We start from the raw sequence: 16,045 nt of genomic DNA, 5'->3' as shown, positions 1-16,045 counted from the left end.
TCTGCAATATAAACACATCGATTTTTCGGTTCTACAATCTTGGAGTTTTAACAGAAATAGAATATACAGCGAGAATAAAGACCTAAAAATTAACAAATTCCATTTTTGTTTCACATGAAACGAAGCACAACAATATTTCGCTTCAAAAGTTGACAAACAGAAATATACATATCAAACTGATTTAATGAATATTAAATATAAAAAGGTGACAAAAGTGACACTTATTTAGCTGTTTTATTCTGTCACTTTATATTCTCAATAATGAGTATAAAAAGCAATTGTTGTCGCATTCGCTCTTATCCTTTTTTTATCAAGTACTTAATTGATCTCTTCTTCGTCAGCATGACAAGAAGATCGATATAAATAGATAATTTTTTTGAGAATAAAACAGAAGAGAAGCTCTGTCTTATTTAACGGGGCATTGTATTCGATATGAAAAAAACAGGAATCTACATAACTAGATAATCCAATTTACGCCATACATTATCAGTACATAGCGCACAAACTTACCGGCAAACATGGTTGCATTTACGATATAAACATTGGCACGCATAAAACCTAAGGCAAGGGCTATAATATCACCTACAACAGGCAGAAAACTAAAAAATGCCATTGCAGCACCTTTCCCTTCTAACCATCGCTGCATTTTATCTATTTTATCTTTCTTTACTTTCAGGTATTTCTCTATCCATTCTACCTTTCCGAGATGCCCTAAGGAGTAATTAGTCATTCCCCCTAACCAGTTTCCCACCGAAGCTATGAAAACGCACGACCAACCGTTAAGACCGGCGGCAATAAGACCTACAAAAACGACTTCGGAACCGAAAGGCAATATAGTAGCCGCAAGAAAAGATGCCAAAAACAGACCGATGTAGCCATACTCTACAAATCCGTCAAGCATATTTCAACTTATAGAATATATATATCCCAAAACCAACAGCAAATACACACATTCCTATACCGAGCTTCTTTACCCACGACTCGGTTTTTAGACTTTCTTCGTCGTATTTTGCTTTACGCATCAAAGAACGGGGGCTCGATATCATTACAATACCGAAAATAAACATAAAGACAGGATATAAGAGATCGAGATAAATAAAATTACGCATACTCGTTATTATTTAAGATGTTTGTCCTTTCTTCTTTGAAGAAAAATATATGAACACAGCACAAATATACTTAGAATAGTAATATAAAAACTAAGTTTTTGTACCAAAGTTCCCCCATAATATACCTCTACCCCACCCGATTGAATATGGGATAATTGAACTAAACCATTATCACTTTCCGAAACAGGAATAGCCCTCCCATCAAGGCTGGCGGTATAACCTTTATAATAAATCAATGGCAATTCTAAGGCTTCACCATTGGTTGCATTGAGGTTAAAAGTCGTTACTCTTCCTGACCGTTTAAAGTCAGATATCTGCATCCCTGCATAGTTTGACTTCACACTGTCTCCTCTCTGATGAAGAAATTCTACAGAAGGGACTCTATCGGGAATATATTCCAGTCCTCCCAGATGATAGCCATTAAACACTGTGGGCTCATCTGTTATTTCCCTCCAACAACGGTACTTATGATAGACTTTCGATTCGTTTGCAAACATTAATACAATAAGAGTGATAAGTAACCCCACTGTAAATAAAACACGCTTATTCGTCTTTAAAATAAGCGAAAGATAATATCCTCCGGCAATAGCAAAGAAAAAGCTGGAAAACTCAAACAGTCGCCATGGCAATTGTATAAAATTCAACATGCTGAAAGGAAATATCGACCATGGAAAAAAACGAGTACAAGCGAATATAAAAATTAGTCCGATAAGTACTCCGATATCTACGCTCCGCAGCTTTTCTGATTTGTCATACACAAACAAACGTAAGGCAATGGCACAAGTAAGCAACAATCCTATTCCGGGAATAAAGGCCTGTTCATGTATAGTAAAACCCTTAAACATACCCCACAAAATCCAGTGAAAATCCATCACAGTATCCTGTGTTTTAGACATTATTTGCCTACTCTGGTAATAGAATGCGTTGGAAAACATCTGCTCAAACATAGGGAAAGTATAATACGCCGTAATGGCTACTGTAATCAACGCTGCCAGAAATAAATAACGTATACGTTGGGGTTCCCTAAATATAGATTTGCAATAAATAACGAGAAAAATAAAAATTAGAATAAAAATTAAGACCGATGAGATTAAATGCGTAAAAACCATCAGGCTACAGCCAATAGAGAGAATATACCATTTCTTATAATCTCCTTTGATAATATGATACAAACCCAGAAAAACAAGAGGAACAAAAGTAAAAGACAGCGATTCTCCTAATGCCGCTCTGAAATATATATCAAGTAGCCTGTAAGAGGAAAATGTAAATAATAAAGCTCCTATTGTTGCAGCAAAAGTATTTTTATAGACGGAATTAATAAAAATATAGGTAAATACCCCACATAAGATAGTCATGGAGAATATCATAAACTGATATGCAAACACAACATCGGAGAGGTTTCCGATAAAAGCAAATGGAATAAGTACGAAGTCGGAATAAAAAGCCTTCGTAAAATAGCCATAACCATCGATAGCATTATAATCGAGATAAATTAGCCATGGACTTTCTTTCAGACCATCCATTAATGCTTGTAACCGTCTGTAATGAAAAAAGAAATCATCTCCTGGACATAAAGGTTTGTAGAGAACCATCATGGCTAAAGATAATAAAACTAATACAACGAAAAATATGAGAAAATGATACTTTTTCTTTTGTGCTATTTTGTCTAAAAGATTATTCATAAACCAAGTAAATTTAGGTAAAGATAATCAGAAAGATTTATTTCACTATTTTATACACCTAGATTGTCATTGTGAGTAAAAAAACAAAAAGATCTTTTTATTAGAATCATGTAATATCTAATCGTACTCAAATTAAAAATTTAATGCGCTTCCAGCCAGTTCTTTCCTTTTCCGCAATCGGCTCTTAGGGGAACTGCCAGTTTATATGCATTTTCCATTTCTTCAATTACTATCTTTTGAACCTTATCAATTTCATTTTCAAGAACATTAAAATTCAACTCGTCATGTACCTGAAGAATCATCTTGGATTTGATATTCTCTTTTTCGAAGCGCTTAAAAATATTATTCATAGCCACTTTTATGATGTCAGCCGCACTTCCCTGTATAGGTGCATTTATAGCATTTCGCTCGGCATAACCACGTACAGTTGCATTACGGGAGTTGATATCGGGTAAGTATCTTTTTCGTCCAAAAACAGTTTCTACATAAGTTTTCTCACGTGCATCGGTTATACATTTATCCATATATTCTTTTACCTTCGGATAGGTCTCGAAATAACCGTCAATAAGTTCTTTGGCTTCTCCTCTTGGAATGGTAAGGCGTTCGGCCAATCCAAAAACAGAAATACCGTATATGATACCAAAGTTGGCTGTCTTTGCCTTGCGACGCATATCGCTTGTCACTTCATCTATCTTCAATTTATAAATCTTAGCGGCCGTTGCAGCATGTATGTCTTCCCCGCTATTGAAGGCTTCTACCATCGATGGGTCTTGGCTAAGATGTGCCATAATACGTAGCTCGATCTGGGAATAGTCGGCAGAAAAAAATAAGCATCCCTCGTCGGCAATAAATGATTTCCGAATCTCTCTTCCTTGTGCATCTCGTATAGGAATATTCTGAAGATTGGGATTAGTAGAACTTAGTCTTCCGGTAGCTGTTACTGTCTGATTAAATGATGTATGTATCTTTCCATCTTTGGGCTCAACAAGCAGCGGAAGTGCATCAATATATGTACTAAGAAGTTTTTTAAGACCTCTGTATTCTAATATTTTATTTACAATCGGATGTGTATTTTTAATGCTTTCCAATGTCTCTTCACTGGTTACATACTGTCCTGTTTTAGTCTTTTTGGGCTTGTCTATAATCTTTAATTTGTCGAAAAGCACCTCTCCTACCTGCTTCGCCGAATTTATATTAAATTCTGTTTCTCCAAGTTTAAATATTTCCGATTCAATGTTCTGCAATTCTATAGTAAGCGTTTTTGAATACTCTCCTAAAGCAACCGTATCGAGCCTTACGCCGGTAAATTCCATGTCTGCAAGAACATAAATAAGGGGTAACTCTATTTCGTAAAATAATTTACTTAAATCCTGTTTTTCGATAGCCTTTTCGAGTATCCTCTTCAGTTTCAATGTAACATCTGCATCCTCACATGCATAATCGCTAATCTGATCAGGACGCAGAGAACGCATATTCAACTGATTTTTACCCTTAGCACCTATCAGCTCATCAATATGTATTGTTCTGTATTTCAGATAAGTTTCTGCCATATAATCCATATTGTGTCTCAACTCAGGATTGATAAGGTAATGAGCAATCATTGTATCAAATAATTTGCCTCGTACATGAATATCATATTTTTTGAGAACAATAATATCGTATTTTATATTCTGCCCTATTTTCAGTATCTTCTCATTTTCAAAAAACGGACGGAATTTGTCTATCAGTTTCTTTGCTTCGTCAAAGTCGGCAGGAACGGGAACGTAATAAGCTTCTCCCTCTTTGAAGGCAAAGGACATCCCGACCAATTCGCTCACTATAGGGTCGAGACCTGTAGTCTCGGTATCGAAACAGCAAGATTCCTGATTAGAAAGAGTACTTATGAGTTCCAAAATCTCTTTCTCTTCCTCTACAAGATGATAAGAGTGAGGTATATCTTTCAGCTCCTGTAAGGCGGAGTAGTTAACGGTTGTAGTATCTGAAGAAGAGTCTACAGGCGGCAATAATTCTGCAAATAAATCGCCCTGTATAGCTTCATGTGTTGTAGTATTCCTAACCGGGTGTGATGGGATACTATCAGTCTTGAGAACCCTGTTGATTAGTGTCCTGAATTCAAGTTCTTCGAAAATAGCACTTATTTTTTCAGCATTTATTTCTCTACGTGCAAATTCATCTTTGTTGAAATCGATAGGAACATCAGTCTTGATTGTAGCCAGAAATTTTGAGAATATGATTTGCTCTTTATTATCTTCCAATCGTTGTTTTAATGCTCCTTTGATCTCCGATGTATGTTCAAGGAGGTTTTCGATAGTTCCGTATTCCTCTAACAGCTTCTGAGCAGTTTTAGGACCTACACCGGGACATCCGGGTATATTATCGGAAGCATCACCCATAAGACCCAGTAAATCGATCATCTGATCGGGAGAAGATAGCTCATATTTCTCCATGATTGCCTTAGCATCTAATACATCAAATCCGGATCCTGCAAACTTTGGTTTGTACATGAATACATGATCGGATGTAAGCTGACCATAATCCTTGTCGGGGGTCATCATATAAACATCTATATTCTCCTTTTCTGCTTTCTTCGCAATAGTACCAATTACATCGTCAGCCTCATAATAAGGAACTTCCAGTTCTTTGATATTATATGCTGCGATAATCTCCTTGATAATAGGAACGGCCGCCCTTATATCTTCGGGGGTCTCCTGACGCTGCGCTTTATATTTCTCATAAGCATCGTGACGGAAAGTTCCTCCCGGAGGGTCGAATGCTACAGCAATATGTGTGGGGTTTTCTTTGCGGAGAAGCTCCTCTAATGTATTTACAAAACCAAACACAGCAGATGTGTTCTGACCCTTAGAGTTAACCCTCGGATTCTTTATAAATGCATAGTAAGAACGGTATATGAGCGCATACGCGTCTAATAGGAATAATTTCATTGGGGAATATATTTATATTATAAAACAGTGGAAAGTTAAGGAAAAACTGATGAACTACAAAAGAGACAAATTAAAATAGATAATCAATCCCAACCACAGTGCTTACTATCAACAGGCAAGTGAAAAGAAAAAATAAACAGCTTTACTTATTCATATTCCTCTTTACAAAAAAGTAAAATAACAGAGTAATAGAACCAAATATCAAGGACTATTGGGGGATACTAAGTACTAAAAAAGAATTCAAAAACATTAAAATGCAATTATTCTTTAAAAAATTCCTTATATATATCTAAAGTTACCCATATATAATGCTTAAAGCCGAAATATTCTTAAATTTGCAACTCAACAAAACAAGATATGGATAAAAAGCTTTTAATAGCTAAACCTGTAGCGGAGGAATTAAAAATATTCAATACTTATTACAAAGATTCTGTTTTTTGCAATAATGTAAGGATTCAGGAAATTATAGATCACATTATGAAATCGGATGGTAAAAGAATCCGTCCCATTTTGCTGCTTCTGGCTGCTAAAGCCTGTGGCGAGATCAATAACATTACTTACAACGCTGCTATCACTGTAGAACTTTTGCATACCGCTTCGCTTATACACGATGATGTTGTAGACGAATCAAAAATAAGAAGGGGAAAGGCTTCATTGAACGCTATTTATGATAATAAAATGGCTGTTCTAGCAGGTGATTACTTTTTATCTACAGCTCTTATTAAGAGCGTGTTGACAGGAAACATAGAAATCATATCCAATATATCTGACTTAGGGCGCGATTTGGCCGAAGGAGAACTTAATCAGCTTTCGCTGGTGAAAGAACTGATCATTGACGAAGATGAGTATTTTCAGGTAATAAAGAAAAAAACCGCCTCTCTGATGTCGGTATGCATGCGTATAGGCGCAATATCTGTAAATGCTTCGGAAGAAGAAATAGAAAAATTTACCCGTTTGGGAGAATTATTTGGATTGTGCTTTCAATTACGTGATGATATTTTCGATTATTTTACCGATGCTATTGGCAAGCCAACAGGAAATGATATACGGGAAGGGAAAATAACTTTACCTCTTCTGTATGCTATTAAAAATGCCTCCGAAGAAGAAAAAAAGGAAATACTATCTATCGTATATTCTTATAACTATACGGACGAAAATATTCAGCATCTGATCCACTATGCCAAAGAGCATGGAGGAATAGATTATGCATACAGGAAAATAGAAGAATTTAAGGAACAAGCCGAAAAAATTATAGAAACTATTCCTGATTCTGATGTGCGTGAAGCACTCGAAGCCACAGTAGATTATATTATAAAAAGAGTATATTAATAAATAGCAACTCCAAAAAGTTACTTTTCTAAATTTGCTATTTATTAGAAAACAACAAAAAGAGAGCACCTAAATGATGCTCTCTTTTCTTTATTCTATTTTTATAGACTCTTTAAGCCATCAAACTTTTTAGCTTTTCTGTATCAGTAAAATCAGCTATCACTCCGTATGTATAGTCTTTCAGGAAATCGACAGATAAGGTTGTAGATACCCCTATTACACGCATAAATGCATAAGTAGCAGCTTTGATACCGGTAAATGCATCTTCGAATACGATACACTCCCCCGATTGTACTCCAAGATTTGTCTTAGCCAATACATATCCCATCGGGTCTGGTTTCCCTTTCTTTATACTATCTGATGTAATTATTGTATCGAAAGTATCGCCTAATGACAATTGGTCTAATACAACTTTTACTTTACTGGAAGGAGAACTGGTAACAAGACCTATTTTATAACCTTCATTTTTAAGGTATTTGATAAAATCAAGAACGCCGGGAATAACCGTTTCTTTATAATCAATGGCTTGTTCCATTTTCGAACATGCATCTCTTATAGCTTGTTTTTCTTCGAGAGTTGAAATCGTAAAATAAAGTTCAATGATAGAACTCAATGTCATTCCCTTTATTACGTCCGAAAAGTTATTAATTTTCAACTCATTCTCTTGTGCTATCTTACTCCAAAACTCATCATAAGCGTGCTCTGTGTCTACGACAACACCATCTAAACCAAACAGTACGGTTGTTATTTTACTTTTTGCCATTTTATTTTATTAATACTATTAGCTAATAATAAAAACTGAACAAAGTAAGATAATTTTATTGGGAATCCTGCTATATATCATCATAAAATAAAAACGGAAACATGATGATGTCCCCGTTTTTAAGATATTGTAGCCTATAATTTCTTATTTATATTCCTTCTTATATTTGGCTTCAAGTTTGTCGGCTCTCTTCCCACTTTCGGGATGAGTAGAAAACAATTGTTTAGCCTTGCTTTTATCTACACCTGCATCGTCAGACAATTTTTGAATAACGCGTAAAGCTGTTACCATCCCCATCGGATCTTTACCACTCTTTTTCAAGAATTCATAACCATAATCGTCAGCGGCATACTCTGCCTTTTGAGAAAATTGAGCACCGGCAAGAGCTTCTCCAAGTTCTCCCAACTGAGAATCGGTCAGTGCAGCTGCTACATCGCCGGTAGATCCTACTGCATCTTTGAGTGCAGAAGTAAGTAATGCTTTTTTGAATGCTTCCTTAGAATCCTTATTAACGATATGACCTACTTCATGACCTATTATTCCCAATATTTCGTCATCTGTCATCAATTCCATTAAGCCTGCAAATACACGGATACTTCCGTTTGCACAAGCAAAAGCATTCTGATCTACAACATAATAAGCCTGAATATCAAGCTTTACATCTGAAGGCATCGTTGCTTTTATTTTTTCGAGACGGTCTGCTACGGCTTTCATTCCGGGATCAGAATCGGTTGTTTTACAAACCGGGTTATGAGCATCCATCCAGTCAATATACTCCTGACAATAGGTAGCTATTTGTTCGTCGGTAAGTGTTAATGCCTTTGCTGTTTTAGTAGCTGCGTCAAGATGCTTTTTATTAATCTTTAGTCCTCCCAGCTGCGCATTTGCAGTGTGAGAACATATTAAAATTAGTGTTAAGGCAATTAGTAGTTTTTTCATAAAAATAAATGTTAATGATTAGTATTTTAAAATATTAGCTTTTCTCTAAATGCAATATGGGATATCCTTTCCCCTCTCCATCATATTCGTCTCTGCCCACTTCTTTAAATCCTAAATGATAATAAAAATCCAAGGCTTGTGTATTTTGTTCGTTTACATCCACTTTTCGTGCATTCAATGTGTTTACAGCATAGTCCATCAAGATTTTGCCTATACCCTCTCCCCTACTTTCATTTTCCACAAAAAGCATTTCTATGCTATTATCACTTATACCTAGAAATCCTTTTATAATGCCCTTCTGATTTCTATAAACATATAGAGAAACATGGTGAAAATAGATAGGAATATGAGTTTTATAAAATTCAAAATCTTCGTCTGATAAAAAATCATGAGTAGCCTTTACGGCACTCTCCCAAATATCTATTAATACAGGGTAATCTTTTTTGTCAGCAGAACTAATCATAGTGTAAATTATTTAGGTTAAACTTTAGTCTATATTAAGAATGTTTCCGTTTTCAAAGGTATTAAAAGATATGATTCTAGAAAAATCAGAAAGTTTTAATTCTTTATTTTCACACATCATATAACAGATCGGTACTTTTCCATAAAATGAAGCCCATTGTGAGAATGAACTTGGAGGACCTATTATATAATCACTTTTAGATAAAGCATATAAATCTTTTTCTGAAGATGATTGGGGTATGACAAAACAATCTAATTCTGAAAAAGAATTAAGGTTTATTTTTTCATTGGAACAAATCAAAAATTTAACCCTCTCCCCTTTGTCTAAAAGCTGCTTTTCTAAACTTTTCATTACCTGATAATAAGCTCCGTCAGAGAAATAGTATATACCATCGAGCCACTCTTTATAATCTCCTCTACGTATATGTACGCCAATTATAACAGCTTTTTCTTGAGAAAATAAAAAATCGTTTACAGCAATCTCTACATCTTTTCTGAAATCAAATAAAGGACGTATATTATCCGACTGATCTATTACCATTTCTCTATTTCCGAGACGATTAGACCAGCCCTCTATCAAATTAAGATTAAATAATTTTCTGAATATATTAGATCTTCCATTTTGTATATATCCTCTTGCCTTGAGTGAAAGGAATATCTTTTGCAGAAGTTTTTTAGACTTAAAACGTATAAATTTATTTCTGTTCAGATTGGAAAAAACAGGTAAATATTCATCGAAATTTATAACCAATACTTTCTCTTCGTACTTCAATCCATAAGCTATCGATGGAATAAGAGACCATATTCTGTTACACAACTGACCCGGAGAATCGTAGTTAATAATCATAAGAATATTAGTGAGAATTGGTAAAGTTATAAATTATTATAACTTACTTATTTTTTACAGCTATATTTTAGTTTCTTCTTAATAATAGATTATTAAATATCGAAATAAGCTTTTTTTCTATAAATTTATAATATAGAATACCAAAACCTATGACTATAAGAAGATTAAGTATTATCAATAGATCAGGATTTACTAATAATAATATACTATGAGGAATACGACTAATAAAAAAATATAAGATAGGATGCGTAAGAAAAATAGAGTAAGAAGCATCTCCTAGAAATGCTAATTTATCACTTTTATAAAAATTGAATGTTGTTCTCTTCTCCAAAAACAACAAAGTGGCAAATAATAAAGCGGCAGGAATTCCTAATGTAAAGACCCTATGCCATGCATATATTCCTTTATTGATAAGATATGCTTCCCCTGTTTTACCAATACCATTATTGATAAGATAAATGAATATAAACAGGGTAACAACACCTAATATCACGGGTATGGAAATATGCACTTTTTTTACATTTCTATAAATAACAGCTATTGCCATCCCTATTCCAAATTCGAGAAACATAGGATTAGTTACAAAAATGTAATGTATTTCTCTGATAGGGAAGAAAAAACCTATAATAAAAAGAGCAAAAAATATGTATATAAGGTATATCTCACGCCTTTTTACAATGGAGAGAATTATAAATACAGCATATAAAATATAAAAAAACCATTCATAACTTAATGTCCATCCTACATAAATGAGAGGATAAGTAAATTCATCTCCTGAATCAAAAATGGGAATTATAGTTAAGGTTTTTATAATATTTTCTAATGAAATTTCTCCAGGACTGAATATAAAAAGACAAAGAATCATTACTAAGGAAGTAAAATAATAGACTACATTTATCCTTATAAATTTCTTCTTTAGATATTTAATAAAATCTTTTATACCCGAATATTTTCCGAATACGTAGCACATTATAAATCCGGATATGATAAAGAACATATCTACACTGAAAGCACCTATCATAAAGTTAAATTTTTGCTGATAAGACTCAGTACCAGAACCCATCTGTAATATAACACCATGGATATAAGCAACAATAATAACAGCAAAACCTCTAAGGTACTGAACAGAATATAATCTGTCTCTTGTCATAATATCAGATCTTTGATTCGTATTCAGTTATAATATTAGAATATTTATGACAAAAAAACATTATACATTAAATCTGAAATGCATTATATCACCATCCTGAACGATGTATTCTTTTCCTTCTACATTCATTTTACCGGCTTCCTTCACGGCAGCTTCCGAACCCAATGTTATAAAATCATTGTATTTTATAACTTCGGCACGGATAAATCCTTTTTCGAAGTCGGTATGTATAACACCTGCACACTGAGGAGCTTTCCATCCTGAAGTGAATGTCCAAGCACGTACTTCCTGAACTCCGGCAGTAAAATATGTTTGCAATCCGAGAAGCTTGTAAGCCGATTTAATCAGTCTTGCTACTCCCGATTCATTAAGTCCAATTTCTTCAAGAAACATTTGACGCTCTTCGTAAGATTCAAATTCAGCTATTTCAGACTCTATTTTTGCAGCTACAATAAGAATTTCAGCATCTTCATCCTTTACAGACTCACGTACTTGCTCTACATAATTGTTTCCCGAAACAGCACTGGCTTCATCTACATTGCATACATAAAGTACAGGTTTGTATGTAAGAAGATAAAGCTCTTTCGCTATTTTTTCATCCTCTTTGTTATCAAATTTAACAGTACGGGCCGACTTACCTTGCTCAAGCGCTTCTTTGAACTGAACCAAGATATCATAGGCACGTTTCGCTTCTTTATCTCCTCCTGTTTTCGCTTGTTTTTCTACTTTCTGAATACGAGATTGTACTGTTTCCAAATCTTTCAGTTGCAGCTCTATATCTATAATTTCTTTATCTCTCACAGGATTTATACTTCCATCCACATGAGTGATATTATCATCATCGAAACAACGAAGTACATGAATAATTGCATCCGTTTCACGTATATTGGCAAGGAATTTATTACCAAGCCCCTCCCCTTTGCTAGCTCCTTTAACGAGCCCGGCTATATCTACTATTTCTACTGTTGTAGGCAAAATACGATTGGGTTTAACCAATTCCGCTAATTTATTTAATCTCTCGTCCGGAACGGTTATTACTCCTACATTTGGTTCTATTGTACAAAAAGGAAAATTTGCCGATTGTGCTTTTGCGTTCGATAAACAGTTGAAAAGAGTAGACTTACCCACATTAGGAAGTCCTACAATACCACATTGTAATGCCATTATTTTATATAAATTATTTTTTCAGGGTACAAAGGTAGTGAAAAATCAATGACATACAGTTTTTTGATTTTACGAAGTAAAGATCTCCGTAAATAATTATCTAAATAACATATGATAAGGATCTTTATCTAATATCTTCTTATAATAATTTCGGAGATTATTTATCTGGGTATCATTGGCAGATTCTGTTACATTCGTATCTCTAAGTCGGGTTCTATTTTTAAATTTAATAGGTAGATAGTGTGACGAATATTCAGTTTTAGCGTATTTAGTTCCTTTCAGATGTGCCATAACATTCAACCAAACATCATCTGCATAAAAACATAATCCTCTTAGTAAATCAATATTAAAGACATCCTTATGCAAAGAATGAGGAGGATAAAGTACTCCTCCTACACCGGTGGGGAATATATCAATAGAAGGTGACTTCGCATCTTTTATCATTTTCCATTCATTATACTTTGCCAGATTACTCCCATTAATCTTTACTTCCCATCCGCGGCAACAGCAAATAGTTTGAGGATATTTTTGAGATAACTCGATGAGATGTTGTGTTATATATGAATTATATAAAATATCATCATCAACAGTTATAATAATATCATCAGGAAACTCCTGCATAGCATAATAATATTTTGTATGTGCCTTCAGGTCTTCATTACAAAACCTTATTTCGAGTCCTCTATCCTGTAGACGAAGTAAGTTTTTTGGTAATTCTGATAACGAGGAAAACTGTTCTTTAGATAACCATAGTAAAATCTTATCAGGTTTTAATTTCTGCCTCATGATAGATTCTATCACAAGCCATACTCTATTTATGCGTGGAGGAAAAGAGGTCAATGAAACTATAATACGATTACTTGCTTTATCCGATTTTTTCAATTTATATTCATCTTTATTTGCTGTTATTCTGAAATAGATTGGAACAAACAAATTGACAAAATAGAGAGTCGGAATACGTAGAAATGGATATAAGAAATATCTGGATAAAGGATTATGTTTTATATGTATAAATGTATATAAAGTATCAAAAAAGTTAATCATTTCTGGTTTTCATTTATTTTTTAAAAACCAAGTTTATAATAATTGTAATGATCATTCAAACAATATCTACATATAGGTATATTTAATCGATAAATACTTCTATACAAAAAAAGAGCATCCTAAACGAAGGACACTCTCCAAATAATTAAGAATAAAAATATCTTATTTTATTACTTTATCTATTACCTTTTTAGCTGTAGCTTCCATTATCTTATAACCTTCTTCATTAGGATGTACTCCATCAGTACCTAGATTGCTTTTCAAAGCATTATTTTCGTCACACATCACCGAAAAATAATCTATATATGAAAATCCTTTTTCCTTAGCATAAGCTTTTATTTTCGCATTCAGAGACATTATTTTTTGAGGTACGTCTTTTATCTCTTTTCTCCAAGGATATTCGCCTGCAGGTGTTACAGATGATAATATCACTTTTATGCCGTTAGCATCAGCCAGTTCGGCCATCGACATGATATTTCCTAAAGTAAATTCTTCATTATATGGGCCTGTATTTTGAGCAACATCATTTGTACCTATATTTATCAATACTGCAACCGGCTTAAGATTAATTACATCCTGACGAAAACGAGACAACAATTGCGGGCTGGTTTGTCCACTTATTCCACGACCTACATAATTATTTGATTTAAAAAAATCAGGGTGTGCATTAGGCCATCCATCAGTAATAGAATTTCCTATAAATACAACTCTCTTTTCACCTTTGGCAGGTGCTGGCAATGCAGCATTCGCTTCGGCATACCTATCGAGATTTATAAGTTTATTAAATTCTTGTGCTTGAGAGAACAATCCAAAAAAGGAAAAAAAAGACATAATTAAAATTACTTTTTTCATGATAAATAAGTATTTATATTTCAAAAATTGAATGAATATCCTATGCTATAGAAAAGATTATTACCATAAGGCGAATACTCTTCCTGTACTACATCGTATTGTATCATGGCTATCATATTCATGTACCGCAAACCTCCTCCTATAAGAACAGACGGTACAAATTTATTCGTTTTATATTTATTTCCACTATTTTCTATAGTCTCCCATACACGGCTGGCCTCGGGCTGAACGCTTATAACAAGAAAATCAACAGGATAAAAACGTCCAAAAACATCAAAACTTACATAATGCCTGCTCCATTTAACATCATAATTTTTCTCTCTGAAATAGTTATATCCTAATCCTACCCCGGCAGTAAAATATTTAGAAAAATTATAACCAACCTGAGGAGAAATACCCACAGCTGTATAATTCCCGAATTGTAAATTCATATTACCTCCGAAAGTAAGTTTAGAAGGATCAAAGCCGGAACTCGATTTATAACTTCCTCCATATTGCGAATACGCAAGACCGGTACTTAATATTAAAGACAGAATCAAAATTACTTTTTTCATATCATTCGGTTTTATCATTTTTACTCAAAACTTCATTAATAGCCTTTTTTACCAAAGGTTCCATTATTATTTTATACCCTTCTTCGTTAGGATGCAATCCATCAAGCGAATAATTATTTATCATACCGCTTTCACTATCGCGCATAGGAGTATTCAAATCTAAATAGTAATAATCTTTCTCTGCAGCATAAATTTTTATACGTTCATTTAGTTCATCTATTTTCTCTGGTACATCTTTGATAGGTTCCCATCCATGACCTTTGCATGGCAGAAGAGAAACCAATATTACTTTTATGTCGTTCATATCAGCCAATTCGGCCATCGATTTTATATTATCCATCGTAAACACAGGATCATATTCACCTGTTTTCTCGGCTATATCATTTATACCTGCGCTTATAACAACAGCTTTAGGATGTAATTCTACAACATCTTGCCTAAAACGTAAAAGCATCAATGAACTTGTTTGTCCACCCTTTCCCCTGCATACATAATTATTATCTACAAAAAATTTGTATCGTAAATGTACCCAATTTTCGGTGATAGAATTACCTATAAACACGACCCTGTTTTCTTTAACTTCAGTCATTTTCAGTTCACTATTAGCCCATGCATAAGCATTTAGCTTAAAAATATCGTTGTTCAATTTGTCTTTGTATAACCGATATCCTACGTATGGTATCAATATCAAATTAAGTAATACAGATATAACAAAAATGCTATAAATAAATTTCTTTTTCATCTCAATTATAAATGATCTGATTATTTACCCGATTGCACCAATTAGAGGTGGTGACAAAACAACATGCTATTATAAAAAGAATATATTTAAGAACTAAGATGAGTTTATTAAACATTATATATATAATTAATTTTTAATTTAAACTTAACAAAAAATCATTGTGTTTGTAATAGACTGTTAATTGTGTTTATTCTTTTTTTGAAGAATACTTGTAAATATCGATATTAAAAGTTCATTCACGTATAAATGTGAGTTATTAAACAGAGTAAAATTATACAAATTATTTATATAAAGCGTATTATGAACTTTATTAAAACAATGTTAATAACTATAGTTGTTGATAATTTTTCATTTTTCAATCTATTAATAATTGTTGATAAACCTTTCATAGCAGAATGATAAAAGCCTGTGATTTTTAATTGTTATCTGCGACTTATTTCATATATGTTGTTTAGTTTCATAAAAC

The 16,045-nt window shown here is 33.5% G+C and carries 15 protein-coding genes; 1 reads left to right on the top strand and 14 read right to left on the bottom strand.

From position 1 onward, the window contains the following. Positions 1-457 precede the first annotated feature (457 nt). From HMPREF9456_RS01145 to polA, 4 genes are all read right to left on the bottom strand, one after another. A complete protein-coding gene (locus HMPREF9456_RS01145) occupies positions 458-901 on the bottom strand; it encodes a YqaA family protein (protein WP_006841606.1) in 444 nt (147 codons plus the stop codon). Next, complete coding sequence (locus HMPREF9456_RS01140; RefSeq protein ID WP_006841605.1) at positions 894-1,109, bottom strand: hypothetical protein; 216 nt, start codon at positions 1,107-1,109, stop codon at positions 894-896. Before HMPREF9456_RS01140 ends, HMPREF9456_RS01145 begins: the two co-directional genes overlap by 8 nt. 8 nt (positions 1,110-1,117) lie before the next feature. Then, a complete protein-coding gene (locus HMPREF9456_RS01135; RefSeq protein WP_006841604.1) occupies positions 1,118-2,791 on the bottom strand; it encodes a glycosyltransferase family protein in 1,674 nt (557 codons plus the stop codon). Between the two features lie 140 nt (positions 2,792-2,931). Then, entirely contained in the window at positions 2,932-5,733 is a 2,802-nt protein-coding gene (polA, locus tag HMPREF9456_RS01130; RefSeq protein WP_006841603.1) for a DNA polymerase I, read from the bottom strand. Positions 5,734-6,090: 357 nt separating this feature from the next. Between polA and HMPREF9456_RS01125 the strand changes: the two genes are divergently transcribed. Continuing rightward, complete coding sequence (locus HMPREF9456_RS01125; protein WP_006841602.1) at positions 6,091-7,062, top strand: polyprenyl synthetase family protein; 972 nt, start codon at positions 6,091-6,093, stop codon at positions 7,060-7,062. Positions 7,063-7,174: 112 nt separating this feature from the next. On the opposite strand, the gene HMPREF9456_RS01120 is transcribed toward HMPREF9456_RS01125, so the two are convergent. The 10 genes from HMPREF9456_RS01120 to HMPREF9456_RS01075 all read right to left on the bottom strand — a co-directional run bounded on the left by HMPREF9456_RS01120 (position 7,175) and on the right by HMPREF9456_RS01075 (position 15,579). After that, positions 7,175-7,825 carry an HAD family hydrolase gene (locus tag HMPREF9456_RS01120; protein ID WP_006841601.1) on the bottom strand — a complete coding sequence of 217 codons (651 nt, stop codon included), beginning with the start codon at positions 7,823-7,825 and terminating at the stop codon, positions 7,175-7,177. A gap of 144 nt (positions 7,826-7,969) precedes the next feature. Further along, entirely contained in the window at positions 7,970-8,764 is a 795-nt protein-coding gene (locus HMPREF9456_RS01115; protein WP_006841600.1) for a M48 family metallopeptidase, read from the bottom strand. Between the two features lie 34 nt (positions 8,765-8,798). Further along, complete coding sequence (locus HMPREF9456_RS01110; RefSeq protein WP_006841599.1) at positions 8,799-9,227, bottom strand: GNAT family N-acetyltransferase; 429 nt, start codon at positions 9,225-9,227, stop codon at positions 8,799-8,801. Positions 9,228-9,251: 24 nt separating this feature from the next. Then, positions 9,252-10,073, bottom strand: a complete 822-nt coding sequence (locus tag HMPREF9456_RS01105; protein ID WP_006841598.1) for an alpha-1,2-fucosyltransferase — start codon at positions 10,071-10,073, stop codon at positions 9,252-9,254. Positions 10,074-10,140: 67 nt separating this feature from the next. Further along, positions 10,141-11,223 (bottom strand): acyltransferase family protein, encoded by a 1,083-nt coding sequence (locus HMPREF9456_RS01100; protein ID WP_006841597.1) that lies wholly within the window; start codon positions 11,221-11,223, stop codon positions 10,141-10,143. A 60-nt stretch (positions 11,224-11,283) separates the two neighbouring features. Further along, entirely contained in the window at positions 11,284-12,387 is a 1,104-nt protein-coding gene (gene ychF / locus HMPREF9456_RS01095) for a redox-regulated ATPase YchF (protein ID WP_006841596.1), read from the bottom strand. Between the two features lie 96 nt (positions 12,388-12,483). Beyond that, the gene (locus HMPREF9456_RS01090; protein ID WP_006841595.1) at positions 12,484-13,431 is read right to left on the bottom strand and encodes a hypothetical protein; all 948 of its coding nucleotides are present in this window, start codon (positions 13,429-13,431) and stop codon (positions 12,484-12,486) included. 162 nt (positions 13,432-13,593) lie between these two features. Further along, positions 13,594-14,283: an SGNH/GDSL hydrolase family protein gene (locus tag HMPREF9456_RS01085; RefSeq protein WP_006841594.1), complete on the bottom strand. Its 690-nt coding sequence runs from the start codon at positions 14,281-14,283 to the stop codon at positions 13,594-13,596. 20 nt (positions 14,284-14,303) lie between these two features. After that, a complete protein-coding gene (locus tag HMPREF9456_RS01080) occupies positions 14,304-14,837 on the bottom strand; it encodes a hypothetical protein (protein WP_006841593.1) in 534 nt (177 codons plus the stop codon). 1 nt (position 14,838) lies between these two features. Then, complete coding sequence (locus tag HMPREF9456_RS01075) at positions 14,839-15,579, bottom strand: GDSL-type esterase/lipase family protein (RefSeq protein ID WP_006841592.1); 741 nt, start codon at positions 15,577-15,579, stop codon at positions 14,839-14,841. Positions 15,580-16,045 lie beyond the last annotated feature (466 nt).

It is taken from the genome of Dysgonomonas mossii DSM 22836, from assembly GCF_000213575.1.
GTDB classification, from domain to species: Bacteria; Bacteroidota; Bacteroidia; order Bacteroidales; family Dysgonomonadaceae; genus Dysgonomonas; species Dysgonomonas mossii.
The sequence above is the reverse complement of the archived record's forward strand: the minus strand, read 5'-3'. Positions and strand labels throughout refer to the sequence as shown.

What these genes read in the sequence shown, in the direction of transcription:
- HMPREF9456_RS01115 (WP_006841600.1), bottom strand. Translation starts at nt 8,764, where the DNA reads ATGAAAAAACTACTAATTGCCTTAACACTAATTTTAATATGTTCTCAC.
- HMPREF9456_RS01075 (WP_006841592.1), bottom strand. Translation starts at nt 15,579, where the DNA reads ATGAAAAAGAAATTTATTTATAGCATTTTTGTTATATCTGTATTACTT.
- HMPREF9456_RS01145 (WP_006841606.1), bottom strand. Translation starts at nt 901, where the DNA reads ATGCTTGACGGATTTGTAGAGTATGGCTACATCGGTCTGTTTTTGGCA.
- HMPREF9456_RS01120 (WP_006841601.1), bottom strand. Translation starts at nt 7,825, where the DNA reads ATGGCAAAAAGTAAAATAACAACCGTACTGTTTGGTTTAGATGGTGTT.
- ychF (WP_006841596.1), bottom strand. Translation starts at nt 12,387, where the DNA reads ATGGCATTACAATGTGGTATTGTAGGACTTCCTAATGTGGGTAAGTCT.
- HMPREF9456_RS01110 (WP_006841599.1), bottom strand. Translation starts at nt 9,227, where the DNA reads ATGATTAGTTCTGCTGACAAAAAAGATTACCCTGTATTAATAGATATT.
- HMPREF9456_RS01090 (WP_006841595.1), bottom strand. Translation starts at nt 13,431, where the DNA reads ATGATTAACTTTTTTGATACTTTATATACATTTATACATATAAAACAT.
- HMPREF9456_RS01140 (WP_006841605.1), bottom strand. Translation starts at nt 1,109, where the DNA reads ATGCGTAATTTTATTTATCTCGATCTCTTATATCCTGTCTTTATGTTT.
- HMPREF9456_RS01085 (WP_006841594.1), bottom strand. Translation starts at nt 14,283, where the DNA reads ATGAAAAAAGTAATTTTAATTATGTCTTTTTTTTCCTTTTTTGGATTG.
- HMPREF9456_RS01105 (WP_006841598.1), bottom strand. Translation starts at nt 10,073, where the DNA reads ATGATTATTAACTACGATTCTCCGGGTCAGTTGTGTAACAGAATATGG.
- HMPREF9456_RS01080 (WP_006841593.1), bottom strand. Translation starts at nt 14,837, where the DNA reads ATGAAAAAAGTAATTTTGATTCTGTCTTTAATATTAAGTACCGGTCTT.
- HMPREF9456_RS01125 (WP_006841602.1), top strand. Translation starts at nt 6,091, where the DNA reads ATGGATAAAAAGCTTTTAATAGCTAAACCTGTAGCGGAGGAATTAAAA.
- polA (WP_006841603.1), bottom strand. Translation starts at nt 5,733, where the DNA reads ATGAAATTATTCCTATTAGACGCGTATGCGCTCATATACCGTTCTTAC.
- HMPREF9456_RS01135 (WP_006841604.1), bottom strand. Translation starts at nt 2,791, where the DNA reads ATGAATAATCTTTTAGACAAAATAGCACAAAAGAAAAAGTATCATTTT.
- HMPREF9456_RS01100 (WP_006841597.1), bottom strand. Translation starts at nt 11,223, where the DNA reads ATGACAAGAGACAGATTATATTCTGTTCAGTACCTTAGAGGTTTTGCT.